Origin of the sequence: Citrobacter sp. A316, assembly GCF_002042945.1 — a bacterium.
Classification (GTDB): Bacteria; Pseudomonadota; Gammaproteobacteria; order Enterobacterales; family Enterobacteriaceae; genus Citrobacter; species Citrobacter portucalensis.
In genome coordinates this window covers 39,152-63,413 of sequence record NZ_MVFZ01000015.1, presented here as the reverse complement: position 1 = coordinate 63,413, position 24,262 = coordinate 39,152, and the positions used below count along the sequence as shown (strand labels likewise).

The 24,262-nt window shown below is 53.0% G+C and carries 24 protein-coding genes; 4 read left to right on the top strand and 20 right to left on the bottom strand.

What is annotated here, in order from left to right:
• Positions 1-60: 60 nt before the first annotated feature.
• From BZK41_RS18040 to ulaA, 6 genes are read right to left on the bottom strand one after another with little or no spacing between them, the layout of a single operon-like run.
• On the bottom strand, positions 61-747 hold the full coding sequence (locus BZK41_RS18040; RefSeq protein ID WP_079939052.1) for an L-ribulose-5-phosphate 4-epimerase: 687 nt from the start codon (positions 745-747) through the stop codon (positions 61-63).
• The gene (locus BZK41_RS18035) at positions 747-1,601 is read right to left on the bottom strand and encodes an L-ribulose-5-phosphate 3-epimerase (RefSeq protein ID WP_079939051.1); all 855 of its coding nucleotides are present in this window, start codon (positions 1,599-1,601) and stop codon (positions 747-749) included. The genes BZK41_RS18040 and BZK41_RS18035 overlap by 1 nt, the downstream gene beginning before the upstream one ends.
• 9 nt (positions 1,602-1,610) lie before the next feature.
• Positions 1,611-2,261: a 3-keto-L-gulonate-6-phosphate decarboxylase UlaD gene (ulaD, locus tag BZK41_RS18030; RefSeq protein WP_003025660.1), complete on the bottom strand. Its 651-nt coding sequence runs from the start codon at positions 2,259-2,261 to the stop codon at positions 1,611-1,613.
• A 12-nt stretch (positions 2,262-2,273) separates the two neighbouring features.
• Positions 2,274-2,741: a PTS ascorbate transporter subunit IIA gene (ulaC, locus tag BZK41_RS18025; RefSeq protein ID WP_079939050.1), complete on the bottom strand. Its 468-nt coding sequence runs from the start codon at positions 2,739-2,741 to the stop codon at positions 2,274-2,276.
• An 11-nt stretch (positions 2,742-2,752) separates the two neighbouring features.
• Positions 2,753-3,058 (bottom strand): PTS ascorbate transporter subunit IIB, encoded by a 306-nt coding sequence (gene ulaB / locus BZK41_RS18020; protein WP_003025655.1) that lies wholly within the window; start codon positions 3,056-3,058, stop codon positions 2,753-2,755.
• 15 nt (positions 3,059-3,073) lie between these two features.
• On the bottom strand, positions 3,074-4,471 hold the full coding sequence (gene ulaA, locus BZK41_RS18015) for a PTS ascorbate transporter subunit IIC (RefSeq protein ID WP_003830456.1): 1,398 nt from the start codon (positions 4,469-4,471) through the stop codon (positions 3,074-3,076).
• 367 nt (positions 4,472-4,838) lie between these two features.
• On the opposite strand from ulaA, the gene ulaG reads away from it, so the two are divergent.
• The gene (gene ulaG / locus BZK41_RS18010) at positions 4,839-5,903 is read left to right on the top strand and encodes an L-ascorbate 6-phosphate lactonase (RefSeq protein WP_079939049.1); all 1,065 of its coding nucleotides are present in this window, start codon (positions 4,839-4,841) and stop codon (positions 5,901-5,903) included.
• Between the two features lie 106 nt (positions 5,904-6,009).
• Complete coding sequence (ulaR, locus tag BZK41_RS18005) at positions 6,010-6,765, top strand: HTH-type transcriptional regulator UlaR (RefSeq protein WP_003025646.1); 756 nt, start codon at positions 6,010-6,012, stop codon at positions 6,763-6,765.
• Here ulaR and yjfP read toward each other — a convergent pair.
• A complete protein-coding gene (gene yjfP, locus BZK41_RS18000; RefSeq protein WP_079939048.1) occupies positions 6,762-7,511 on the bottom strand; it encodes an esterase in 750 nt (249 codons plus the stop codon). The two genes, ulaR and yjfP, sit on opposite strands and share 4 nt — an antisense overlap.
• Before the next feature lie 181 nt (positions 7,512-7,692).
• On the opposite strand from yjfP, the gene bsmA reads away from it, so the two are divergent.
• Together bsmA and yjfN are read left to right on the top strand one after the other, a co-directional pair.
• On the top strand, positions 7,693-8,022 hold the full coding sequence (gene bsmA / locus BZK41_RS17995; RefSeq protein WP_008786010.1) for a biofilm peroxide resistance protein BsmA: 330 nt from the start codon (positions 7,693-7,695) through the stop codon (positions 8,020-8,022).
• A 147-nt stretch (positions 8,023-8,169) separates the two neighbouring features.
• Complete coding sequence (yjfN, locus tag BZK41_RS17990; RefSeq protein ID WP_079939047.1) at positions 8,170-8,445, top strand: DUF1471 family protease activator YjfN; 276 nt, start codon at positions 8,170-8,172, stop codon at positions 8,443-8,445.
• 86 nt (positions 8,446-8,531) lie between these two features.
• Here yjfN and BZK41_RS17985 read toward each other — a convergent pair whose 3' ends face one another.
• The 13 genes from BZK41_RS17985 to amiB form a co-directional block, all read right to left on the bottom strand.
• Positions 8,532-10,154, bottom strand: coding sequence for an isovaleryl-CoA dehydrogenase (locus BZK41_RS17985; RefSeq protein WP_079939046.1), 1,623 nt, complete (start codon positions 10,152-10,154; stop codon positions 8,532-8,534).
• A 120-nt stretch (positions 10,155-10,274) separates the two neighbouring features.
• A complete protein-coding gene (gene rlmB / locus BZK41_RS17980) occupies positions 10,275-11,006 on the bottom strand; it encodes a 23S rRNA (guanosine(2251)-2'-O)-methyltransferase RlmB (RefSeq protein ID WP_003830482.1) in 732 nt (243 codons plus the stop codon).
• A 70-nt stretch (positions 11,007-11,076) separates the two neighbouring features.
• Positions 11,077-13,539 carry a ribonuclease R gene (gene rnr / locus BZK41_RS17975; RefSeq protein ID WP_079939045.1) on the bottom strand — a complete coding sequence of 821 codons (2,463 nt, stop codon included), beginning with the start codon at positions 13,537-13,539 and terminating at the stop codon, positions 11,077-11,079.
• 38 nt (positions 13,540-13,577) lie between these two features.
• The gene (nsrR, locus tag BZK41_RS17970; protein WP_003830485.1) at positions 13,578-14,003 is read right to left on the bottom strand and encodes a nitric oxide-sensing transcriptional repressor NsrR; all 426 of its coding nucleotides are present in this window, start codon (positions 14,001-14,003) and stop codon (positions 13,578-13,580) included.
• Between the two features lie 216 nt (positions 14,004-14,219).
• Entirely contained in the window at positions 14,220-15,518 is a 1,299-nt protein-coding gene (purA, locus tag BZK41_RS17965; protein ID WP_079939044.1) for an adenylosuccinate synthase, read from the bottom strand.
• Positions 15,519-15,620: 102 nt separating this feature from the next.
• A complete protein-coding gene (locus BZK41_RS17960) occupies positions 15,621-15,818 on the bottom strand; it encodes a DUF2065 family protein (RefSeq protein ID WP_003025602.1) in 198 nt (65 codons plus the stop codon).
• An 82-nt stretch (positions 15,819-15,900) separates the two neighbouring features.
• The gene (gene hflC / locus BZK41_RS17955; protein ID WP_003830491.1) at positions 15,901-16,905 is read right to left on the bottom strand and encodes a protease modulator HflC; all 1,005 of its coding nucleotides are present in this window, start codon (positions 16,903-16,905) and stop codon (positions 15,901-15,903) included.
• Positions 16,906-16,907: 2 nt separating this feature from the next.
• On the bottom strand, positions 16,908-18,161 hold the full coding sequence (gene hflK / locus BZK41_RS17950) for an FtsH protease activity modulator HflK (protein ID WP_003025593.1): 1,254 nt from the start codon (positions 18,159-18,161) through the stop codon (positions 16,908-16,910).
• A 189-nt stretch (positions 18,162-18,350) separates the two neighbouring features.
• Positions 18,351-19,631, bottom strand: a complete 1,281-nt coding sequence (gene hflX / locus BZK41_RS17945) for a ribosome rescue GTPase HflX (RefSeq protein ID WP_003830495.1) — start codon at positions 19,629-19,631, stop codon at positions 18,351-18,353.
• Between the two features lie 74 nt (positions 19,632-19,705).
• Positions 19,706-20,014 (bottom strand): RNA chaperone Hfq, encoded by a 309-nt coding sequence (hfq, locus tag BZK41_RS17940; protein ID WP_003025584.1) that lies wholly within the window; start codon positions 20,012-20,014, stop codon positions 19,706-19,708.
• 84 nt (positions 20,015-20,098) lie between these two features.
• Positions 20,099-21,049, bottom strand: coding sequence for a tRNA (adenosine(37)-N6)-dimethylallyltransferase MiaA (miaA, locus tag BZK41_RS17935; RefSeq protein WP_003830497.1), 951 nt, complete (start codon positions 21,047-21,049; stop codon positions 20,099-20,101).
• Complete coding sequence (gene mutL / locus BZK41_RS17930; RefSeq protein WP_079939043.1) at positions 21,042-22,916, bottom strand: DNA mismatch repair endonuclease MutL; 1,875 nt, start codon at positions 22,914-22,916, stop codon at positions 21,042-21,044. Before mutL ends, miaA begins: the two co-directional genes overlap by 8 nt.
• A gap of 9 nt (positions 22,917-22,925) precedes the next feature.
• A complete protein-coding gene (gene amiB / locus BZK41_RS17925) occupies positions 22,926-24,257 on the bottom strand; it encodes an N-acetylmuramoyl-L-alanine amidase AmiB (RefSeq protein WP_079939042.1) in 1,332 nt (443 codons plus the stop codon).
• Between the last annotated feature and the right edge of the window lie 5 nt (positions 24,258-24,262).

Genomic DNA, 24,262 nt, shown 5'->3' with positions numbered 1-24,262 from the left:
ACAATCCCGAAGCCAGACCGATCTCATCCCCATGAAGAGTTGGCTCCGGAACGTTTTTTCCTACTTCTGCCCGTAATAGGCATTTGGGCCGTGCTTACGCATGAAGTGCTTATTCATCAGATAACTGTCGATGGGGCTGAGCGCCGGATTAATGCCGCGCGCAATCCACGCCATCCGCGCCACCTCTTCCATCACCACGGCATTGTGTACCGCATCATGTGCATCTTTCCCCCAGGCAAACGGACCGTGCTGATACACCACAATCCCCGGCGTATGCAGTGGTTCAACGTCACCCAGCGTTTCGATGATCACCTCTCCGGTGTTCAGCTCATATTCACCCTGAACCTCTTCTTCGCTTAGTGCCCTGGTACACGGAATGTCGCCAAAGAAATAATCCGCATGCGTGGTGCCGAGCGCGGGTATTGCCAGACCTGCCTGCGCCCATGCCGTCGCGTGGGTTGAGTGGGTATGCACCACGCCGCCAAGAGAGGAATAGCGGCGATACAGCGCCAGATGGGTGGCGGTATCGGAAGAAGGACGATAACGTCCTTCCACCACGTTGCCGTGCAGATCCACAACCACCATGTCATCCACTGTCATTGTTTGGTAGTCGACGCCGCTGGGCTTAATTACCACCAGCCCGCGTTCGCGGTCGATGGCGCTGACATTACCCCAGGTAAACGTCACCAGCCCGTAGCGCGGCAGATCCATATTGGCCTCAAAAACCTGCTGTTTGAGTTTGTGCATTACACCGCCTCCTCCAGACCGGCGCTGGCCATACGCGCTTTTACCCAGTCGCGCGCCTTCGCCACTTCACGTGCCGGGTCGTCCGACGTTTCACTCCACATCTCAATCAGGTATGGCCCGCAATACCCACTCTGTTTGAGCGTCGCAAAACAACGTTCGAAATCGACAATCCCTTCACCAAACGGCACATTTTTGAATACGCCGGGTTTGGTATCTTTCACGTGTACGGCAACGATATGGCCCATTCCCGCCTGCAACTCCATCTGCACGTCGTTATCCCACGCCGACAAATTGCCAATATCGGGATACAGCTGGAACCACGGATTGTTGAGATAGTGGGCGTAACCCAACGCCTTACTGATCGAATTCATCAGTGGATAATCCATGATCTCCATCGCCAGCGTCACCTGTGCACGACTCGCCATCTCTACGCTTTCTTTCAGCCCATCGCGAAACCGACGACGCGTTTCGTTATTGGCCTGCTGGTAATAGACGTCGTAACCCGCCAGTTGAATAACGCGAATACCGATATCCTGCGCAAACTGAATCGCTTTACGCATGATCTTCAGCCCTTGGTCGCGTACCGCATCATCTTCACTACCCAGCGGGAAACGACGATGAGCGCTCAGGCACATGGACGGTACCCGTATCCCTGTCTCGGCGATAGCGGCCACCAGCGCCAGTCGCTGCTCGCGGCTCCAGTCAAGACGCGCCAGGCGATCGTCGGTTTCATCAACCGACATTTCGACAAAGTCAAAGCCCAGTTCCTTCGCCAGCTGCAGGCGTTCCAGCCAGCACTCCCCGCCGGGGAGCGCTTTTTCATAAATACCGAGCGGGACCTGTTTCGACAACATAGTCGCTCCTTATCCCCACAGCTGGGCGATAGAACGTTTGAACTGACGGGCCGCTTCCACCGGAGAGGCGGCATCGCGAATGCTGCGACCGGCAATAAAGACGTGAATCGGAATTCCCTGGAACAGCGGCAGATCTTCCAGCGCCAGACCGCCGGTGACAGTGACTTTAAAGCCCATCTCGGACAGCCGTTTGATCGCACTGATATCCGCCTCTCCCCACGCCACACCCGCCGCCTGCGCATCACGGCTGCGGTGATACACAACTTGCCCAATGCCCGCGTCACGCCACTCTTGCGCCTGCTCCCAGGTCCAGTAACCCGTCAGTTCAATCTGTACATCACCGTTAAATTCTTTCGCCACTTCCAGCGCCCCCTTGGTGGTGTTGATATCCGCACAGCAGATGACGGTGACCCAGTCAGCGTTGGCTTCGAAACACATGCGGGAGAGGATTTTTCCCGCATCGGCAATTTTGGCGTCCGCCAGCACAATTTTATGCGGGTAAAGCGCCTTCAGGTCACGAACGGCGCGCACGCCCTCTGCCACGCAAAGAATAGTGCCCACCTCAATGATATCGACCTCTTCGGCAATCAGACGTGTCGTTTCATACGCGGAAGACATTGATTGGTTGTCCAGCGCAACCTGCAACATAGGTAATGACATTTTGGTATCCTTTTAAACAGCCGCCGCAGTGGCGTTATCAATTAAATCCAACACTTCCTGCGCGGTGCGACAGGCGCGTAAACGGTCGAAATTGGATTCGTCATCAAAGAGATTCACGATCTGCATGATGCCCACTTCCTGATGAGTGTTGGCGTCAACTGCCGCCATCGTTATCAGAATATCGACCGGGTCGTTATCTTCGTGATTAAACACCAGCGGCGTTTTCAGCGTCACCAGCGCAAAACCGGTTTTCCTGACCCCTTCCTCCGGACGGCCATGCGGCATCGCCAGGCCTGGCGCAATCACAAAGTACGGGCCAAACTGCTCAACGCCATCAAGGATGGCCTGGTAGTAGCGTGGTTCAACCACATCAGCCTTAACCAGCAGATCCACGCCAAGCTTTACCGCTTCCTGCCAGGTACTGGCCTCGGCTTGCAAAAGGATGGAATTATTGTCTGCCAGCGAGTCACGTAATTTCATATGCCGCCCCCTTACTTCACGTCCTGTGGGAAATGCGCTTTGATCACTTCCAGCAGTTTTGGTCCAAAATCGGCAGGAGACAGCATGTTGCGTACGCCAACGACATATTTATTGCCAGAAACGGTAATCTCACCGGCGATATGCGTAGAGGCGATGATGATATCCGCGCCGCTCAGTTCACTTTTGTATTCGCCCACGGCGCAGCTGTTTACCGTATGGTCAATATTTGACTGGGTTAAAAACTGGTCCACCTTCATTTTCATGATCATGGAACTGCCCTGCCCATTGCCACACACAGCCAGAATACGTACGGTCATAATCGGAACTCCTTATTAAGCAGAGTGTTCTGCCAGTTGTTTTTCTGCGTCTTCCTCAGCACGCAACGTGCGTCCTGCGAAAAACATATAAGCCAGTGCAATCAGAATAATGACGGCCATAAACACGATGCCGATGGAGGCAAAGCCCTGCATCATCGGCGGTGCCAGAATTGACCAGTCCGCCATGCCCATCCAGGCGCTCATACCGGTGAGCTTAACCGCCCAGACGCAGCCGAAGATTTCGATCATCCCCATCACCAGGCAAATCTTGAGCGCCGCGCGCCAGCCGCCAAAGTGGTTGGCAAATACGCCGATGGTGGCGTTCGAGAAGAACATCGGGATAAAGCCTGGGATAATCAGGATGGAAGAACCGCAGGCAACCAGAATACCTACCGCAATCAGTTGGCCGATGGTGCCCCACATAAAGCCCCAGACCACCGCGTTGGGGGCAAAGCTGTAAATCGCGGCGCAGTCGATAGCCAGCACCGCGCCGGGGATCAGACGTTGAGAGATACCGTTGAACGCTTCTGAAAGTTCAGCAACGAACATACGTACGCCCTGGGTGATGATGAAGATAGCGACAGCAAACGAAAAACCGGTTTGCAGGATATACACCGTCCAGTGGGTTTTACCCGCCATCGCCTGAACCACATCAATGCCGAAAGAGAGCAGGATCGCCCCGAAAAAGATGGTCATCACAATCGCAGTGGAAACGATATTGTCATGGAAGATATTCAGCCAGCCAGGCAGCTTGAGATCTTCTACGCTCTCCTCTTTCTTACCCAGATACGGCGCGACTTTGTAAGCAATCCAGGAGGCGAACTGCTGCTGGTGACCGATGGAAAAACCACAGCCGTCAGTTACTTCCTGCGTCGGTTTGTACATCATATTGGAGGTAATGCCCCAGTAGAGCGACACCAGCACCGCAGTACAGATGATGGTGGTCCACATCGGGTAACCAAAGATGTAGAAAGAGACAGCAATCAGCCCCGCCTGCTGGAACATGATGTGCCCGGTCAGCATGATGGTTCTAATGCCGGTAATACGCCGTAGTAGTACGTAACAAATGTTCAGCGCCAGCGCTAACAGTACGGCGTACCCTACCCAACTGTAGGCATCCCCCATTCGTTCGATGGTTGCCATCATGGAGGCATAGGTATCGGAGATCGCGCCATTGATACCGTAAACCTCAGACATCTTCGCCACCACCGGTTTAAACGTGCTGGTCAGAATGCCCGACCCTGCCTGCAATAACATAAAACCGATAATCGTTTTGATCGTGCCTTTGATAATGACGCTGACACTTTTACGCAACAGGATGTAGCCGAGGCAGGTCACGATACCCAACAGCAACGGTGCATTGGTCATGACCTGATTAAAAAAGACGGTAAAGATGTTGTAGAGGATCTCCATAACGATCTCCAGTAGACGAAGTTGCTGAACATTCATTACAGATGTCCAGGATATTGTGCCCTCACTCTAATTTTCAAAAGTAATCACAACAAGATTGAATTTGATTAAATGTGATGAACTACGCAAATAATTCTCTTACTTGCAGAGTGGATTTATTTCAAATTCACACACGTCAAAATAAATCCATTTAAAACAATAAAGTACAATAATACATTTCATATAAACCATCTTGTCACGTTGTAATTTTTTCACACTTTTCCATTCAACACCAAAAATCAGCGCATTGCCTTCTTGATAAAATGATGTCAGTATCAATCAAAACAAATCACAATTTGATTCAACTTGAACAAACATGAAGGTAATTGCGATGAGTAAAGTAAAAAGCATCACGCGTGAATCATGGATTCTGAGCACATTCCCGGAGTGGGGAAGCTGGCTCAATGAAGAGATCGAGCAGGAACAGGTCGCACCTGGCACTTTCGCTATGTGGTGGCTCGGCTGTACCGGAATCTGGCTGAAGTCGGAAGGCGGGACTAACGTCTGCGTCGATTTCTGGTGCGGTACGGGTAAACAGAGTCACGGTAACCCGCTGATGAAAACCGGCCACCAGATGCAACGCATGGCAGGGGTGAAGAAACTGCAACCAAACCTGCGCACCACGCCGTTTGTTCTTGATCCGTTTGCTATTCGTCAGATCGATGCGGTGCTGGCCACGCACGATCATAACGATCACATCGACGTAAATGTTGCGGCAGCCGTCATGCAGAACTGTGCCGATGACGTGCCGTTTATTGGACCGCAGACTTGTGTGGATCTGTGGATCGGTTGGGGTATACCAAAAGAGCGCTGCATCGTGGTAAAACCGGGCGATGTGGTGAAAGTGAAAGATATTGAAATTCATGCGCTTGATGCGTTTGATCGTACGGCATTGATCACGCTTCCTGCCGATCAAAAAGCGGCAGGCGTGTTGCCGGATGGTATGGATGCCCGCGCCGTAAACTATCTGTTCAAAACGCCGGGCGGTACGCTTTATCACAGCGGAGACTCACACTACTCCAACTACTATGCAAAGCATGGCAACGAGCACCAGATCGACGTCGCGCTCGGCTCCTACGGCGAGAACCCGCGAGGGATTACGGACAAAATGACCAGTTCCGACATGCTGCGTATGGCGGAGGCCCTGAATACAAAAGTGGTGATCCCTTTCCATCATGATATCTGGTCAAACTTCCAGGCCGATCCTCAGGAGATCCGCGTACTGTGGGAGATGAAAAAGGATCGGTTGAAGTATGGCTTTAAGCCTTTTATCTGGCAGGTGGGTGGCAAGTTCACCTGGCCGCTGGACAAAGATAATTTTGAATATCACTACCCGCGCGGCTTTGACGACTGCTTCACGATTGAACCGGATTTACCGTTTAAATCGTTCTTGTGACCCACACAAAATGCCGGGCCATCCCGGCATTTTTTCCCATTTACTTTAGTATTTCCAGGCTATTTCAAATATCATCTTTTCAAATCAATTTGTATCGGAATAGCTCATGACTGAAGCACAAAGACATCAAATATTGCTGGATATGCTGGCGCAGTTGGGCTTTGTTACCGTTGAGAACGTGATTGAGCGTCTGGGGATTTCACCTGCCACAGCACGCCGGGATATCAACAAACTCGACGAAAGCGGCAAACTCAAGAAAGTACGCAACGGCGCAGAAGCTATTACCCAGCAGCGTCCGCGCTGGACGCCAATGAATCTGCACCAGGCGCAGAACCACGATGAAAAAGTTCGCATAGCCAAGGCGGCATCCCAGCTTGTGAATGCGGGTGAAAGCGTGGTGATCAACTGCGGATCGACCGCTTTCCTGCTGGGTCGCGAAATGTGCGGTAAACCGGTGCAGATCATCACTAATTATCTGCCGCTGGCGAACTATCTGATCGACCAGGAGCATGACAGCGTGATCATCATGGGAGGGCAATATAACAAAAGCCAGTCCATCACGCTTAGCCCGCAAGGCAGTGAAAATAGCCTGTATGCCGGACACTGGATGTTCACCAGCGGCAAAGGCTTGACCGCAGATGGACTGTATAAAACGGATATGCTGACCGCGATGGCTGAGCAAAAGATGCTTAACGTGGTAGGTAAATTGGTGGTGCTGGTCGATAGCAGTAAGGTCGGCGAACGTGCGGGAATGCTGTTCAGCCGCGCCGATCAAATCGACATGCTGATTACCGGCAAAAATGCAAACCCTGAGATTCTGCAACAGCTTGAAGCCCAGGGCGTGAGCATTATGCGCGTTTAAAGGTGCTGGCGGAAAAACGTCACTGTTGCGGCCAACGCTTCTGGCGTGATGCGATGTCGTACACCCGCTTCCCACAGGCAGGTCAGATTGTTGTCCAAACCTGCCTGAATCAGCGCTTGCTGTAAGCGGAAGGTTTCAACAGCCGGTACAACATCATCATCCTGTCCATGCCACAGCAGCAACGGCCTGTCGGCGAGGCGTGGCAGCTGATGTGTAACATCCCATTCAGCAAGCGGGGCGATAACGGCATCAAATTCCGCCTGTTGCTCTGGGGTCTGAACCAGTAGAGGGGGAAAAAGCGTCTGCGCAAGCCGGGTAAAATAGCCTGAACCCATCAGGCTGGCTACACATTTAACCTCAGGATGGAGCGCCATTATGCCCAACGCCGTCATTCCTCCCATCGATGCCCCTCCGACGGCAAGCCGCTCATCTGAAAGCCAATTTTCCGCCACCAGCGCCGCACGTAACGTCGTAAACTCCTGCATATTTTGCTGCAAAATATGCCAGAAGCGGTGCATTCGCACCTGAGCATCGCCTTTGAAGCGAGCGCCATGGTCGGGCGCATCTGGCATGACGACACGGAACCCGGCCTGAGCCAGCGCAACGGCAAAATAGCTGTAAACCAGACTTGAAGATGTAAACCCGTGATAGAAGATAATACAAGGGAGTGAAGATTCGCGTTTGCCAGCCGGAACGGCGTGCAGGACAGGGATACCAGCTAACTGTCGTGTTTCAATTTCGATCATTTGTCGCCTCTTTCTTTCTGGTATGCCATGCAGCAATACTTAACGCAAGCGAATGTGTTCGGCAATGATTCATAATGTTGAGAACTGGGTTACGCTTTCGCAACATTTTCATTCGAAAATCGCGTGAGAGATAACAATTCGGGAACATTCCCCTAAAGGGAAATTAATAAGGCACTACACTATGGCTATCAGGAAACGAGATAGAGTTATGCGTCGGTTTGCCTCTGTGTTGTTGGTTATGTTTTTAAGCGCCTGTAGCGTGCTACAGGGAACGCCGCAACCCGCACCGCCCGTTGCCGACCACCCGCAGGAGATCCGCCGTGACCAGAGTAATGGGTTACAGCGATTAGGGACGGTTAGCGCGCTGGTAAGAGGCTCTCCGGATGATGCGCTGGCAGAGATCCGTGCCAAAGCCGCCGCGGCTAAAGCTGATTACTACGTGGTTTTATTAGTGGATGAAACCATCGTAACAGGCCAATGGTATTCACAGGCTATTTTGTATCGTAAATAACATTGGGTTGAAATTTAGTCAGCTTTACATTGCTTTGCGCCCCTATGCGTTTACCTGTGCACAATAAACCAACAGCAGGAAGCTTGAGGTTTATTATCGCGATGGAATGCCCTGCCGTGTGTAGGGGTACGAATAATGGAGCTGACGATGAAACAATCACTTGCCTTATCCTCACTGCTGCTTTCTGCCGGACTGGTAGATACTACGGCGCAGTCTGCCGAGTTCGCCAGTGCTGACTGTGTTACGGGCCTGAATGAAATTGGCCAGATATCTGTCAGTAACATTGCAGGAAATCCGCAGGATGTAGAACGTATAGTCGCGTTAAAAGCGGATGAACAAGGTGCCTCATGGTATCGGATCATTCAAATGTACGAAGATCAGCAGCCCGACAACTGGCGCGTACAGGCCATACTCTATGCTTAACACATTGCCGGATGGCGTAAACTTATCTGATCTACGGTGAACTGTAGACATGATAAGACGCGAAAGCGTCGCCATCAGGCATATTATTATCGTAACCCCCCCGTTGCCCGCAGAAGCAAATCGTTCAGCACCTGCTCAGACAATCTTAGTCCCCCCCGCGTATCAAGCATCATTTGGCACCAGGCCTGCGCCACTGGCGGAGAAGAATAACGCAACATCTGCGCCCCGCAACCGAGCAGGAAAAGCTGCTGCGTAATCTCCCGTCCCATCTCCTCGCTGGGTTTACGTAAACGCTGCTGGAGCTGACGTACCATTCGATCGTAATGTCGATCTTGCCCTTTGACTTCCGCAAAGGCTTCGCTGAGCATCTCGTATATGCCGGGTTGTTTGGTCAGTACCCGCAATACATCAAGGCACATAATGTTGCCAGAGCCTTCCCAGATACTGTTTACCGGCATTTCACGATACAGGCGCGGCAGCTCACTCTCCTCGCAATAGCCAATCCCACCCAGCACTTCCATCGCTTCTGCCACAAATGGCATACCGCTTTTGCAAACGGAGAATTTCGCCGCTGGCGTGAACAACCTGGCCCACAGCGCTTCTTTAGCATCAGCACGACGGTCCCAGGCCCGCGCCAGTCGAAACAGTAACGCCGTCTGACCTTCCAGTTGGAGCGCCATCCGACCTAACACTTGACGCATCATCGGCTGTTCAATCAATGGTTTGCCAAAGACCTGCCGCTGGTGCGCATGGTAAATCGCGATGGAAAAAGCACGCCGCATCATACCGTGACTGCCGAGCGCACAGTCAAAACGCGTCATCCCACCCATTTTCAGGATATGGCGTATACCCTCCCCTTCTTCACCCAATAGCCAGCCAATCGCTTCGTGGAATTCAACCTCGCAGCTGGCGTTGGAGCGGTTGCCTAACTTATCTTTCAGTCGCTCAAGACGGATAGCATTACGCTGTCCGTCAGGTAAAAATCGCGGCACAAAAAAGCAGGATAATCCTCCCTTAGCCTGGGCCAGCACTAAATGAGCATCGCTTTGCGGCACGGAGAAAAACCACTTATGTCCCACCAGCCGATACGAGCCGTCAGCAAGACGTTCTGCCTGAGTGGTATTGCTCAGCACATCTGAACCACCCTGTTTCTCAGTCATGCCCATGCCGATAAGCAGCCCACGCTTTTGCCCACCTGGCAGTAAATGCGAGTCATAACGGTCGCTTAGCAGCGGCGTTATCCAGTCGTGAAAGGGCGCGGGTAACATTTGAAGTAACAGCGGCGTGGCGGCAAAAGTCATGGTCACCGGACACAACGTGCCAGCTTCCACCTGCGCATGCAGCATGAAACGGGCCGCCCGGGCAACAAATGTTCCCTGCCTCGCATCTTCTTCCCAGGCCAGATTATGTACGCGGTTGGCGCACAACCCCTGCATCAGTAAATGCCAGGCAGGATGAAAACGCACATCATCCAGCCGCTGCCCCTGCGGGTCGTAGCGCAACAGTTCAGGCGGGAATGCATTGGCCAGACGGCCCAGTTCAAGCGACTCGGCAGTCCCTAGCTGCTGACCAATACTGGCGAGAAGATCGCTGTCCCAGCCAGCGCCTTCGCGGATAACCGCTTCGCACAGCGCGCCATCGGACAAATATAAGTTACTGTTATTGAGCGGTACAGGTTGATTAAAAACGGTATGCGTTTGCCAGTGCATTGTGTCTCCCTCCGTCAATGGCCGTCGCCTTAAGTATGGTCAGCCAGACAAGAGAGTGCCTGGGATTCAGGTCACAAAAAAGCCATCCCGAGGGATGGCTTAAGAGACATAGAGAATGAATTAGCCGCGCTGGCGGACGGCTTCAAACAGGCAGATACCCGTCGCAACTGAAACGTTCAATGACGAAACGCTCCCTGCCATCGGGATGCTGATCAGTTCGTCACAGTGTTCGCGGGTCAGACGGCGCATACCTTCACCCTCTGCGCCCATCACCAGCGCCAGACGCCCGGTCATTTTGCTCTGATAGAGAGTATGGTCGGCTTCACCTGCGGTTCCGACGATCCAGATATTCTCTTCCTGCAGCATACGCATGGTGCGCGCCAGGTTGGTCACGCGGATCAGCGGTACGCTTTCTGCCGCGCCGCAGGCCACTTTTTTCGCCGTCGCATTCAACTGAGCGGAACGATCCTTCGGTACGATTACAGCATGTACGCCAGCAGCATCGGCGCTACGCAAGCATGCACCCAGGTTATGCGGATCGGTGACGCCATCGAGGATCAAAAAGAACGGCTGATCGAGCGTAGCAATCAGATCCGGCAGATCGTTTTCCTGATACTGACGACCCGGCTTCACGCGAGCAATAATTCCCTGATGTACCGCACCCTCGCTTTTCTCATCCAGAAACTGACGGTTAGCCAGTTGAATGACAACACCCTGTGCTTCCAGTGCATGGATCAGCGGCAGCAGGCGTTTATCTTCACGACCTTTGAGAATAAAGACGTCCTGGAAGCGCTCAGGCGCACGTTCCAGCAGGGCCTGCACCGCATGGATGCCGTAAATCATTTCACTCATGAATGTACTCGTTAATAGTTTATGCGTAACGCGGGCAACGCGAGGTTGCCCGACTTACTGTTTATGGCAGTTATTGTGCGACTTTCTTTTTCGCCGCACGTTTAGCTTTAGTGGCGGCAGCAATTTTAAGCGTTTTTGCCGAGGGCTTTTTCGCTTTTTTATCGCCTTTCTTCTCAGCCGCACTCTTTTCCGCCTGAGGTTTGGCTCTGCCTTTCTTCTCGCCGCGGAAAGCGCTGTCCGGCTCGAAATTCACCTTTTTGCCCATCTGACGACGTTTACCGGTATTTTTACCCGCATCGCCTTTTTTGGCTTTTTCGCGCGCGGTTTTACCTTCATTACGCGGCGCACGTTCACTGGAGATCAAGCTGAAGTCGATCTTACGCTCGTCCATGTTGACCGCTTCCACGCGAACTTCCACGCGATCGCCCAGGCGATACATCTGACCGCTGGATTCCCCCGTCAGGCGCTGCCCAACCTGGTCGAAACGATAGTAGTCGTTATCCAGAGAGGAGACATGCACCAGACCGTCGATAAACAGTTCATCAAGACGGACAAAGAAACCAAATCCGGTCACGCTGGCAATCACGCCTTTGAAGACATTCCCCACCTGATCCAGCATGAAGTCGCACTTCAGCCAGTCAGAAACATCGCGCGTGGCTTCGTCAGCACGGCGCTCGGCCATCGAACAGTGCTGACCCAGTTGCAGCATCTCTTCCATCGAATAATGGTAGCCACCGGTTTCCGTGGTGTTGCCCTTATGGCCCTGCTCCTGTGCAAGCAGATACTTAATCGCCCGGTGCAAGGAGAGATCCGGGTAACGACGGATCGGTGAAGTAAAGTGTGCATAAGATTGCAGCGCCAGGCCAAAGTGACCTCGGTTTTCCGGATCGTAAATCGCCTGCTTCATCGAACGCAGCAGCATGGTTTGAAGCATTTCTGCGTCAGGACGGTCAGCAATCGACTCCAGCAGTTCAGCGTAATCACGCGGCTCAGGTTTGTTGCCACCTGGCAGCTCCAGCCCCAGCTCTGCCAGGACGGAACGGAACGAGTTAATCGCTTCGGTCGTCGGCTTATCGTGAATACGGAACAGCGCCGGCTCTTTAGCTTTCTCAACGAATCGCGCCGCTGAGATGTTCGCCATGATCATGCACTCTTCAATCAGCTTGTGCGCGTCGTTACGCTGCGTCTGCTCAATACGCTCAATACGTCGTTCAGCATTGAAGATAAACTTCGCCTCTTCACTTTCAAACGAGATACCGCCGCGCTCTTCACGGGCTTTATCCAGCACTTTGTAGAGGTTATGCAGCTCTTCAATGTGTTTGACCAGCGGTGCGTACTGCTCACGCAACTCCTGGTCACCCTGCAGCATGTGCCAGACCTTAGTGTAGGTCAGACGTGCGTGGGAACTCATGACCGCTTCGTAGAATTTAAAGCCGGTTAAACGGCCTTTCGACGAAATGGTCATTTCACAGACCATACACAACCTGTCTACCTGCGGGTTGAGCGAACACAATCCGTTAGACAGCACTTCCGGCAGCATCGGAACAACCTGCGACGGGAAGTAAACGGATGTGCCACGGCTACGTGCTTCCTGGTCCAGCGGAGTCGGCGGGCGAACGTAATAGCTTACGTCAGCAATCGCCACCCATAAACGCCAGCCGCCGCCGCGTTTCTTCTCGCAATAAACCGCATCGTCGAAGTCTCGCGCATCTTCGCCATCGATAGTCACCAGCGGCAGGTCGCGCAGATCGACACGTCCTACTTTCGCCTCTTCCGGTACTTCTTCTTTCAGTCCGGCGACCTGTTTCTCAACAGCCTGCGGCCAGATATATGGGATTTCATGAGTACGCAGGGCCATATCAACGGCCATGCTGGTTCCCATGTTGTCACCCAGCACTTCAACAATTTTACCCACCGCTTTGGTGCGGCGAGTCGGACGCTGGGTCAGTTCAACGACGACCACAAAGCCCATGCGAGCGCCCATCACCTCTTCCGGCGGGATCAGAATATCGAAGCTCAGGCGGCTGTCGTCAGGGACGACAAACCCAACACCGGCATCGGTGAAGTAACGACCGACAATCTGGCTGGTTTTCGGCACCAGTACGCGCACAATACGCGCTTCGCGGCGACCTTTACGGTCCGCGCCCAGCGGCTGTGCCAGCACCTGATCGCCATGAATGCAGGTTTTCATCTGTTCACTGGACAGGTACAGGTCATCTTTGCGGCCTTCAACGCGCAGAAAGCCGTAGCCATCACGGTGGCCAATAACGGTACCTTTCAGCAGGTCAAGACGCTCCGGCAGCGCATAGCACTGACGACGGGTGAAGACCAGTTGTCCGTCACGCTCCATTGCACGCAGGCGGCGACGCAGCGCTTCTTGCTGCTCTTCACCTTCAATGTTGAGTTCAGCGGCCAGCTCATCGCGGTTAGCCGGTTTTTCACGTTTAGTTAAATGTTCGAGGATAAATTCCCGGCTCGGGATAGGATTCGCGTATTTTTCTGCTTCGCGTTCCTGGAAAGGATCTTGTGACATCGAGGTTCCTCCATTGTCAGCTCTGATGAAGATTTTCGTCACTCCACCAGCAATAATTTATAAAGTGGTTGATTCTTTTCAACCAAATCAGCAAGTGTGTAGTTGTCCAGTTCCGTGAGAAAACTTTGCACTGCCTTAGAAAGCGCCTGTTTGAGTCGACAGGCCGGGGTAATGTGGCAAAACTCGCTGCTACAATTGACCAACGATAGAGGTTCCAGCTCGCGAACCACATCACCAATACCAATATCCTTAGCCGGTTTACCCAGGCGGATACCGCCATTTTTTCCTCGAATAGCAGTAACAAAGCCCGCCCGGCTAAGTTGATTGATTATTTTGACCATATGATTACGGGACACGCCGTAGACTTCTGTCACCTCAGAAATACTGGTCATACGTCCTTCGGGAAGCGACGCCATGTAGATTAGCGCACGTAATCCGTAATCGGTGAAACTTGTTAACTGCACATCAACCTCAGGAAAAGGGATAAAACGGATAAACCTGGTAGTATTAATTACATTGATGATAAACCAGCCACCAGCCAGGTCGCTAATTTATTTCAGTTCGGGAAGGAAAAAAGCGAGGAACTTACGTGATTTTAAGCCGGATTCTGATGCAAAGCACCTTCTCCGGCCTGAGATATTGCAAGCGCAGCGCCATTCGACGCTACGCTATAACCAGAATTATACGTCGAACGGGTCGCGCAGGATCATGGTTTCAGTACGGTCTGGGCCAGTTGAGATAATATCAATCGGCACACCGGTCAGTTCTTCAATACGCTTGATGTAGTTCAGTGCTGCCTGCGGCAGACCGCTACGTTCCTTCACGCCGAAGGTTGATTCAGACCAGCCCGGCATGGTTTCGTAAATCGGCTCGATACCTTTCCAGTCGTCAGCTGCCAGCGGAGTAGTCGTTACTTCACGACCATCCGGCATACGGTAAGCAACACAGATTTTCACTTCTTTCAAACCGTCCAGTACGTCCAGTTTGGTCAGGCAGAAGCCAGACAAGGAGTTAATCTGTACTGCACGGCGTACAGCAACGGAGTCCAGCCAACCGGTACGACGACGACGACCGGTGGTCGCGCCATACTCGTTACCTTGTTTGCACAGGAACTCGCCAACGTCATCAAACAGCTCAGTCGGGAATGGACCCGCGCCTACACGAGTAGAGTAAGCTTTGATGATACCCAGAACGTAGTCCACATAACGTGGGCCCAGGCCGGAGCCGGTTGCCACGCCACCTGCGGTGGTGTTGGAGGAGGTTACGTACGGATAGGTACCGTGGTCGATATCCAGCAGCGTACCCTGCGCACCTTCAAACATGACGAAATCGCCACGCTTACGCGCCTGGTCCAGCAGATCGGAAACATCAACAACCATCGAGGTCAGGATGTCGGCGATAGCCATCACATCATCCAGCACTTTCTGGTAGTCAACTGCTTCAACTTTATAGAAATTCACCAGCTGGAAGTTGTGATATTCCATCACTTCTTTCAGTTTTTCAGCGAAGGTTGCTTTATCAAACAGATCGCCAACACGCAGACCGCGACGAGCTACTTTGTCTTCATAAGCCGGACCGATACCACGACCGGTAGTACCGATCGCTTTCTCGCCACGCGCTTTCTCACGAGCGTTATCCAACGCAACGTGATAATCAAGGATCAGCGGACAAGCTTCAGACAGCAGCAGGCGCTCGCGAACCGGGATACCACGATCTTCCAGTCCTTTCATTTCTTTCATCAGCGCGGACGGAGACAGAACAACACCGTTACCGATGATGCTGATTACGTTTTCGCGAAGAATGCCTGATGGAATAAGATGGAGGACGGTTTTTTCACCGTTGATTACGAGAGTATGGCCTGCGTTGTGACCACCCTGGTAGCGCACAACATATTTAGCCCGTTCAGTCAGAAGATCGACGATCTTCCCTTTACCTTCGTCACCCCATTGGGTGCCCAGTACGACGACGTTGTTACCCATTTTTCAAAATCACCGTTTGCTTAAAAATGGATTCTACCACCGCTTTTTCAGATATACAGCACTTTTTGCATGCGAAAATCCGCAAATTAGTCTACTTATTGTTCAGCCAATCGTTTTCCTCAACATGTAGTAGACCACAACGCCCGCAACCACAAGACCTCCACCAAAACGACGCAAAATATTTTCGGGAAGTTGCGCCATTGCAGAGATCATTTTCTTCCATGCGCTGGGATAAAGCATCGGACCCAACCCTTCCAGCACCAAAACCAGCGCGAGCGCCAGCAAAATTGTTGAATTCATCCATCGCCCTTATATAAAAAGAAAACCACCGCATCCCTGAAGATGCCGGTGGTTTTGCTGCTTTAAAACCGCTGGAACGCGATTAGCGTGTCGCGGTATTTGGTGTCTTCATGTAGCGGAAGAAATCGCTGTCCGGGCTCATGACCATCACGTCCTGATTCCCTTCAAAGCTCTTCTCGTAAGCACGCAGGCTACGGATGAAGGCGTAGAAGTCAGGATCCTGACTGAACGCATCGGCAAACAGCTTAGCGGCTTCTGCATCGCCTTCACCGCGCATAATACGGCCCTGACGCTCAGATTCTGCCAGCGTTTTAGTGACTTCATAGTCAGCCGTTGCACGCAGTTTTTCCGCCTCTTCCTGGCCTTGTGAACGATGGCGACGTGCTACCGCTTCACGCTCAGCGCGCATACGGTTGTAGATAGCCTCGGACACTTCAGCAGGCAGGTTGATTTGCTTAATACGCACGTCAACTACTTCGATGCCCAATGCCGCCATACTGTTCGGGTTGATGACCGGTACTTTACCGTTCGTTTCAGCCTGAACACGTTCAGCCGCTTCGGCAATCGCGCTATCTGCTGCCGGAGTCGCCACTTCATCTTCTGTGCCAGCAGAACCGGAGTTCAGCGCGTCACGCACTTCCAGGGTCAGACGACCGCGGGAATCGGTAACGATGTCCTTCACGTCCAGACGACCAATTTCAGAACGCAGACGGTCAGAGAACTTACGTTTCAGCAGGACTTCCGCCTGAGAAACATCGCCACCGCCCGTTGCCAGGTAGTAACGGCTAAAGTCACTGATGCGCCACTTGATGTAGGAGTCAACGATCAGGTCTTTCTTCTCTTTGGTAACAAAGCGATCGGCCTGGTTGTCCATGGTCTGAATACGCGCATCCAGCATCTTCACAGATTCAATAAACGGAATCTTGAAGTGCAGGCCTGGTGCAACGACCAGCGGCTTGTTTTCATCGTCACGCAGAACTTTACCAAAGCGCAGAGTAATACCGCGCTCGCCTTCTTTGACCACAAAGACAGACATGAACAGAACTACCAGAACGATGATGATAATCGCAATAACTGACTTACGCATCGTTATTCCCCCTGACGCTGGTAGTCGTTACGCTGCGCATTCGCGCGGCGTTGGTCCATAATATCGCCCTGACTGGTGGACGAAGTGTTGCTTGCTCCAGTGCTGGAAGTCGTTGCTGGCGGAAGACGCAGCAGGTTTGAACTGCTGTCAGTCTTTGCTGCTGGCGCACTACCACCTTTCAGCATTTGATCCAGCGGCAGAACCATCAGATTGCTGCCTTTATCGTTAACCAGGACTTTGCGGGTATTGCTCAGCACTTTTTCCATGGTTTCGATATACAGACGCTCGCGGGTAATTTGCGGTGCGGCTTTATATTCCGGCAGAATTTTTGCGAAGCGAGCCACTTCACCCTGTGCTTCCAGGATGGTCTGAGTCTTATACGCACGTGCTTCTTCCAGAATACGCTGCGCCTGACCGTTTGCACGCGGCTGAACTTCGTTGGTGTACGCTTCTGCTTCACGGATGTACTGCTGCTCGTTTTCACGTGCTGCGATAGCATCGTCAAACGCGGCTTTTACTTCTTCCGGCGGACGTGCAGCCTGGAAGTTGACGTCCAGCAGGGTGATACCCATGTTGTACGGACGGATCGTTTCTTCCAGTTCACGTTGGGTATCGCTACGAATAACGGTACGCCCTTCGGTCAGGATACGGTCCATGGTGTATTTACCGATAACCCCACGCAGGGCGCTGTCGGTAGCCTGACGCAGACTATCATCCGCGCTGGTTACGCTAAACAGGTAACGCTGCGGATCGGTCACGCGGTACTGTACGTTCATTTCGACGCGCACGACGTTTTCGTCAGAAGTCAGCATGACGCCGGATGCGGCAAGTTCACGCACGGCTTCAACGTTGACCGGTGTCACTTCGTCGATAAAGGTCGGTTTCCAGTTCAGACCCGGTTCAACCAAATGGCTGAATTTACCGAAGCGTGTCACCACGCCACGTTCCGCTTCTTTAATGGTATAGAAACCGCTGGCCGCCCAGATAATGACAATAGCGGCCGCTGCGATAGTAAAGACTCGACCGCCCAGTTGCGGACGCGGGCCTTGCGATGAACTACCGCCGCCAGAACCAGTACCTTTACCGCCACCCAGACCACCGAGCTTTTTACTCAGTTTGCGGAAGATATCGTCCAGATCGGGAGGTCCCTGCTCGCGACCACCTTTGTTTCCATTTCCCTCAGGGTTGCCGCCAGGTTTGCTGCTTCCCCAGGGGTCGCGGTCTTGTCCGTTATTACCGGGCTGATTCCACGCCATTTTTGTGCTCCATATTTGTTATGCGATGCTATACCTGCGTCTTTTGCGCTGCCGATGCGTTGGCTGCGTCCCTCAACTCCAGTCACATAGTTGACTATGCTCCTGGAGATTTCAGGACTTGCCGCCTTCCTGCCGCACAAAATCCACAAGGTATAGAGGCGAAAAAATCTTCAGGCCATATCCGTCAGATCAGACAACATAGTCTTCCAGTGCCGGTTCTTGTTTACAGAGGCGACGCCAGTCTACGATCGGCATACGAACCTGCAGACCTACGCTGCCGTCCTCCTCCATCCACTCTTTTTCTATTGCCTGAAGTTGATAAAACCGGCTTCTCAAACGCCCTTCCTGCGGCGGCAAACGCAACGTATGCTGCGCCACCTCACCGGAAAGTCGCTCAGTCAAAGCCTGAAAAAGTTGTGGTATACCAATCCCCGTTTGCGCTGATACCCAAACGCGAATGGGTTTATTCTCTTCATCTCTGTCGATACGCGGCTCAAAGTCATCCAACATATCGATTTTATTCATCACCAGCAGGGTCGGGATCTCATGCGCATCGATCTCTTCGAGCACCGTGTCGACGGCCTCAATGTTTTCCTGCACACGAAAATCTGCTGCATCAATAACGTGCAGCAGCAATGTCGCCTGACGTGTTTCCTGCAAGGTGGCCTTAAACGCAGCCACCAGGTCGTGCGGCAAATGACGGATAAACCCAACGGTATCCGCCAGCACGGTCTCACCCACGTCCGCCACGTCTATTCTGCGTAGCGTCGGGTCCAGGGTCGCAAACAGCTGATCCGCTGCGTAGACCTGGGCTTCGGTGATCTGGTTGAACAGGGTGGATTTTCCGGCGTTGGTATATCCCACCAGTGATACGGTTGGGACATCCGCTTTCTTGCGCGACTGTCGCCCCTGCTCACGTTGCTTTTCAACTTTTTCCAGGCGCGACTGTATCTGCAAAATGCGATTACGCAGCAAACGACGGTCGGTTTCGAGCTGGGTTTCACCCGGACCGCGCAAACCAATCCCGCCCTTTTGCCGTTCAAGGTGAGTCCAGCCACGGACCAGACGCGTAGCCATATGGCGCAACTGCGCCAGCTCAACCTGCAACTTACCCTCATGGGTTCGCGCACGCTGGGCAAAAATATCTAAAATGAGACCAGTCCTGTCGATAACAAGACACTGGCACAACTGTTCCAGGTTACGTTCCTGGGCAGGGCTTAGAGCATGATCAAAAATCACCACCGCAGCGCCAGTCGCTTTTACGGCTTCGGCAATTTCGATTGCCTTACCTTCACCAACAAAATACTTCGGGTGCGGTGCTTTACGGCTCCCGGTAATCACCTGCATTGCTTCGACACCGGCGGAAGAAACCAGAGATTCAAACTCCTGGAGGTCTTCCATATCTTTGTCTTGCGAAAAATAGATGTGTACCAGTACCGCCTGCTCACCGGCATCATAACGGTCAAACAAGCGTCAACCCCTTAATATAAATCAACGGGGAACACAGGATCGCTGGCTCCCCGTATGTAAAACAGCTAATAACCTTATTCGGTTTCTTCGCTGTCCTGTTGCGCAGATGAACCTTGCGCGTTGCTACCGTGATGGTAGTTGCTGCCAGTGCCGCCGGTGGCATTATTGCTGTGATGAGAAACCGGACGAGACGGGACAACAGTAGAAATCGCGTGCTTATAAACCATCTGGCTGACCGTGTTTTTCAACAGGATCACGAACTGATCAAAAGACTCGATTTGACCTTGCAGCTTAATACCATTCACCAAATAAATAGAAACTGGAACACGTTCCCGACGCAGTGCGTTCAGGAACGGATCTTGTAAAGATTGCCCCTTAGCCATTCTCTCTTTTCCTTATATGCTTATTTGTACTTTGAACCTTTCGATTCTGAAAAATTGCGCACGATACGTTTCAATTGTACACATTCAGTTCGCGATAGCACCAACAACCTGTAATACTTCGTTTCGCGCCTGGTCAGGCTTTTCACTGTCAAGCCAGTGCACCCCTTCCCAACCACGCAACCAGGTTACCTGCCGCTTCGCCAACTGCCTCGTGGCGCAAACACCTCTATAAACCATTTCATCGTATGAAATTTCACCTTCAATGTATGACCACATCTGGCGATACCCTACACAACGAATGGAAGGCAAATCCGTATGCAAATCTCCACGGGCAAAAAGCGCCCGGACTTCTGCTTCAAAACCTGAAGCTAACATCTGATGAAAACGCTGCTCAATTCGCTGATGGAGCAGTTCACGGCTCGCCGGGGCGATTGCAAACTGATGCACCTGATACGGCAAAGCATCTCCTGACGTTTGCGTCAGCTCCGTTAAAGTTTTACCCGAAATGAAAAAAACTTCCAGTGCCCGGGAAAGTCTTTGCGGATCATTTGGATGAATACGCGCCGCAGCCACGGGATCGATGTCCTGAAGCTGTCGGTGTAACGCGTCCCAACCCTGCTCTGCCGCCTGCTGCTCAATTCTGGCCCTGACTTCCGGGTCCGCCGACGGTAACGGCGACAGTCCTTCAAGCAAGGCTTTGAAATATAACATTGTGCCGCCCACCAGCAACGGGATACGCCCCGCGGCGGTGATGTCGGCCATCTCGACTAACGCATCGCGACGAAAATCCGCAGCGGAGTACGCTTGCGACGGATCGCGGATATCCAACAATCGGTGCGGCGCGGCCTGTAATTCAGCTGCATCAGGCTTGGCTGTACCGATATCCATCCCCTTGTAAATAAGGGCGGAATCAACGCTTATCAACTCTATAGGCAAAACTTTACGCAATTCAATTGCTAATGCCGTTTTACCGGAGGCCGTTGGCCCCATCAAAAAAATCGCCTTTGGCAGGCTCGCCTTACGGGTATCACTCATGTTTCAGGGCATTCATTACCGAATGTAAATCAACAGGTTGTAACAGACCACCCGGCGGTGCCTTCACGAGTTGTGGGCAGAGCCGCTCAACATCCGCTAACAGCGTAATCGCCTGTGCCATGCTCCATTGTGGATGCTCGCTAATCAGGTTACGTGCGATCCACTGTGCAATATTGCCCGGCTCGAATACGGATTGCTGCGCCAGGTAGCCTATCAGTTCAGGAATCAAGATTTGTAAATTTTGTTGGCGTAAGGGTAAAGGCACCGCCCGGATGGTCACATGCTGCGCATCCAGCTGAAATTCAATGCCCAACTCAGCCAGTTGGCTCTGTCCTTTTTGCAGTGCCGCTTTTTCATCGGCGGTCACTTTTAGACGTAAAGGGATCAGTAACGGTTGAGCACAAACCGCTCCCTGACCCGGCGTTAACTGCGCCTGACGCAGCCAACGCTCAGCCACCGGTAATGCCAACAACCGAATATGGCCATCGCACTCGAGTAACGCGCAGTCTGCACCAACAATCGTTAGCACCCGGCCAAAGCCCTGACTACTACCAGTCAGAGGCGTCGATGACGTTTCAGAGACCGGCGTTTTACGCGTTGGAGCCGGCGTCTGCATCAGTTGCTGATAAATTTCGCCCTGCTGCTTTTGGTATCCGGGTTGGGCATGAGGCCAACTGGCCCCCGCCTGACGGCCACCGCCACCACTACTGCCACTTCCAGCGCCAGCGGATGCCGAGTACCGTGGTGTCGCAGGTTCACGCGCGGGAGCCGGTTCGGCAAAATGGTTGCGTCCGGCAGCAACGCGGTTTTCCGGGATGTGCCTTGGGGCAGGTTCGTCGTCATCAGCCAACGGCAGCGGCGTTTCAAGCTGCTGTTGCAGGACGCTCAACACGCCCTGGTAAATAAAATCGTGCACCAGGCGGGATTGATGGAAACGGACCTCATGTTTAGCTGGGTGTACGTTGACATCCACTTGATGCGGATCGATTTCCAGATACAGCACGAAAGCGGGCTGTTGATCGGCTCCCAGCTTATCTTCACAGGCCTGGCGGATAGCATGGTTGATCAGCCGGTCTCGCATCATCCGACCATTCACGTAGCAGTACTGGATTTCTGCCAGTGCTGCCGTTGTATGGTTAGGATCTGCCACCCAGCCGCGCAATGTTAAATCGCCATGTTGCCATTCGATCGCCAGCGCATGCTCCAGAAACGGCGTGCCGCAAATCGCGCCCAGTCGGCGCTCTTTCTGCCCATCCGCAGCCACTGCCCGGTACTGTCGCACCACTTTGCCGTTGTGCGACAAATTAATCGTCACATCAAAACGTGCCAGCGCAATGCGGCGAATAATCTCGTCGATATGATTAAATTCGGTTTTCTCGGTGCGCATAAATTTGCGCCGCGCTGGGGTGTTGTAGAACAGATCCAGCACCTCCAGCGTGGTTCCCACCGGATGCGCAGCGGGTTTGACCGTCACATCCATGTCACGCCCTTCGGCATAGGCTTGCCAGGCTTCGGGTTGTTCTTGCGTACGCGACGTCAGGGTTAAACGAGACACGGAGCTGATACTGGCCAGCGCTTCGCCGCGAAATCCGAGGCTCACGATGGCTTCAAGATCGTCAAGCGAGGCTATTTTACTGGTGGCATGACGCGCCAGCGCCAACGCCAGCTCGTCTTTTTTAATCCCGCAGCCGTTGTCACGAATACGGATAAGCTTCGCGCCGCCGCGCTCAATATCGATATCAATGAGCGTCGCACCGGCATCGATGCTGTTTTCCACCAGCTCTTTCACCACTGACGCAGGTCGTTCTACCACCTCGCCTGCGGCAATCTGGTTCGCCAGCTGTGGCGGTAGAACCTGAATCGGCATGGCTAATCCTTAATTTGTTAACGTGTTACCCGGCGATATGGCGCTGGCGGTTTGCGCCGGTGCGCCCTGCGGCCCGGTTTGCATCGGGTGCGCCTGGAAATAGTTACGCAATCCTTTGTAAATCGCCTCAGCCAGTTGCTGCTGGTAATCATCGCTCGCCAACAGACGTTCTTCGCTGTTGTTACTGATAAAGCCGGTTTCAACCAGCACTGACGGGATATCAGGCGAACGCAGTACGCCAAGGCTAGCGTGTTCCGGGCGACGCTTATGCATCGAACCAATACGTTCTAACTGGCCGATCATGCTGGTCGCCACATCATACCCGACGCGTTGCGAATGACCGAACTGCAGATCCAGTACAGCCTGGCTGAGGTAAGGATCGGACTGGCTGTTTGCCAGCACGTCGCCAGCGCCGCCCAACAGCTCCGATTGCTTCTCGTGCTGTTCAAGCCAGCCGGCCATCTCACTGTTCGCCCGACGGTTTGACAGCACCCAAACGGAAGCACCTGTGGCATCACGGTTTGGCGCGGCATCCGCGTGAATAGAAACCAGGAAATTCGCGTTTTGTTTACGCGCGACGTCTGAACGCCCCATCACCGAGATAAAGTAATCACCATCACGGGTGAGTACGCCTTTAAACATCGGGTCATCATTGAGCAAACTGCGCAGTTTGCGCGCCACAGCAATCGTGACGTTTTTCTCACGCGTGCCGCCAGGACCAATAGCGCCAGGATCCTGTCCACCGTGTCCGGCATCAATGGCAATCACCACTTTATCGCCGTTGCTGGTACTGGCGCGCGCCGCAGGGCGCGTGGAGGTATTGCTGTTAGTCACAGCCGTAGTGCGATCGTTTTCCGCTTTAAATGGATTGCGCGCAGGCTCGACAGGACGTGGGGCCACAATCGGCGCTTCAACACGCTTTGCAACCACGGGAGGTGGAGGCGGCGGCGGTGGTGCATCAGCGTTGATGGTAAACACGACGGTATAATTGCCGCCGTTCTGGCGTTTTACAGCTTCGGCTTTACCGTTCTCGGTTAAATCCACCATCAGGCGCAGAGACTGCGCATCTTTTGGCGTGCCGGAACGGATAGATTTCACCAGATTATTGCCGCTAAACAGCAGCGGTAATCCCTGAATCACTCCGGTTTGTTTAATATCCAGTGCAACGGTTCGTTTCCCGTCCTGCGAAACGGCATATTCAGGATCGCCAATAAAGCTCAGCGTGATCCGCGCCTGTTGATCGCCATTGGACACCTGAAGATCGGAGAGGCTGGCGGCCCCTGCCTGCGCGCACAGCAGGACCAGGGTTGCCATCAGCCAGTTTCTGATGCGATAAATCATCCCGC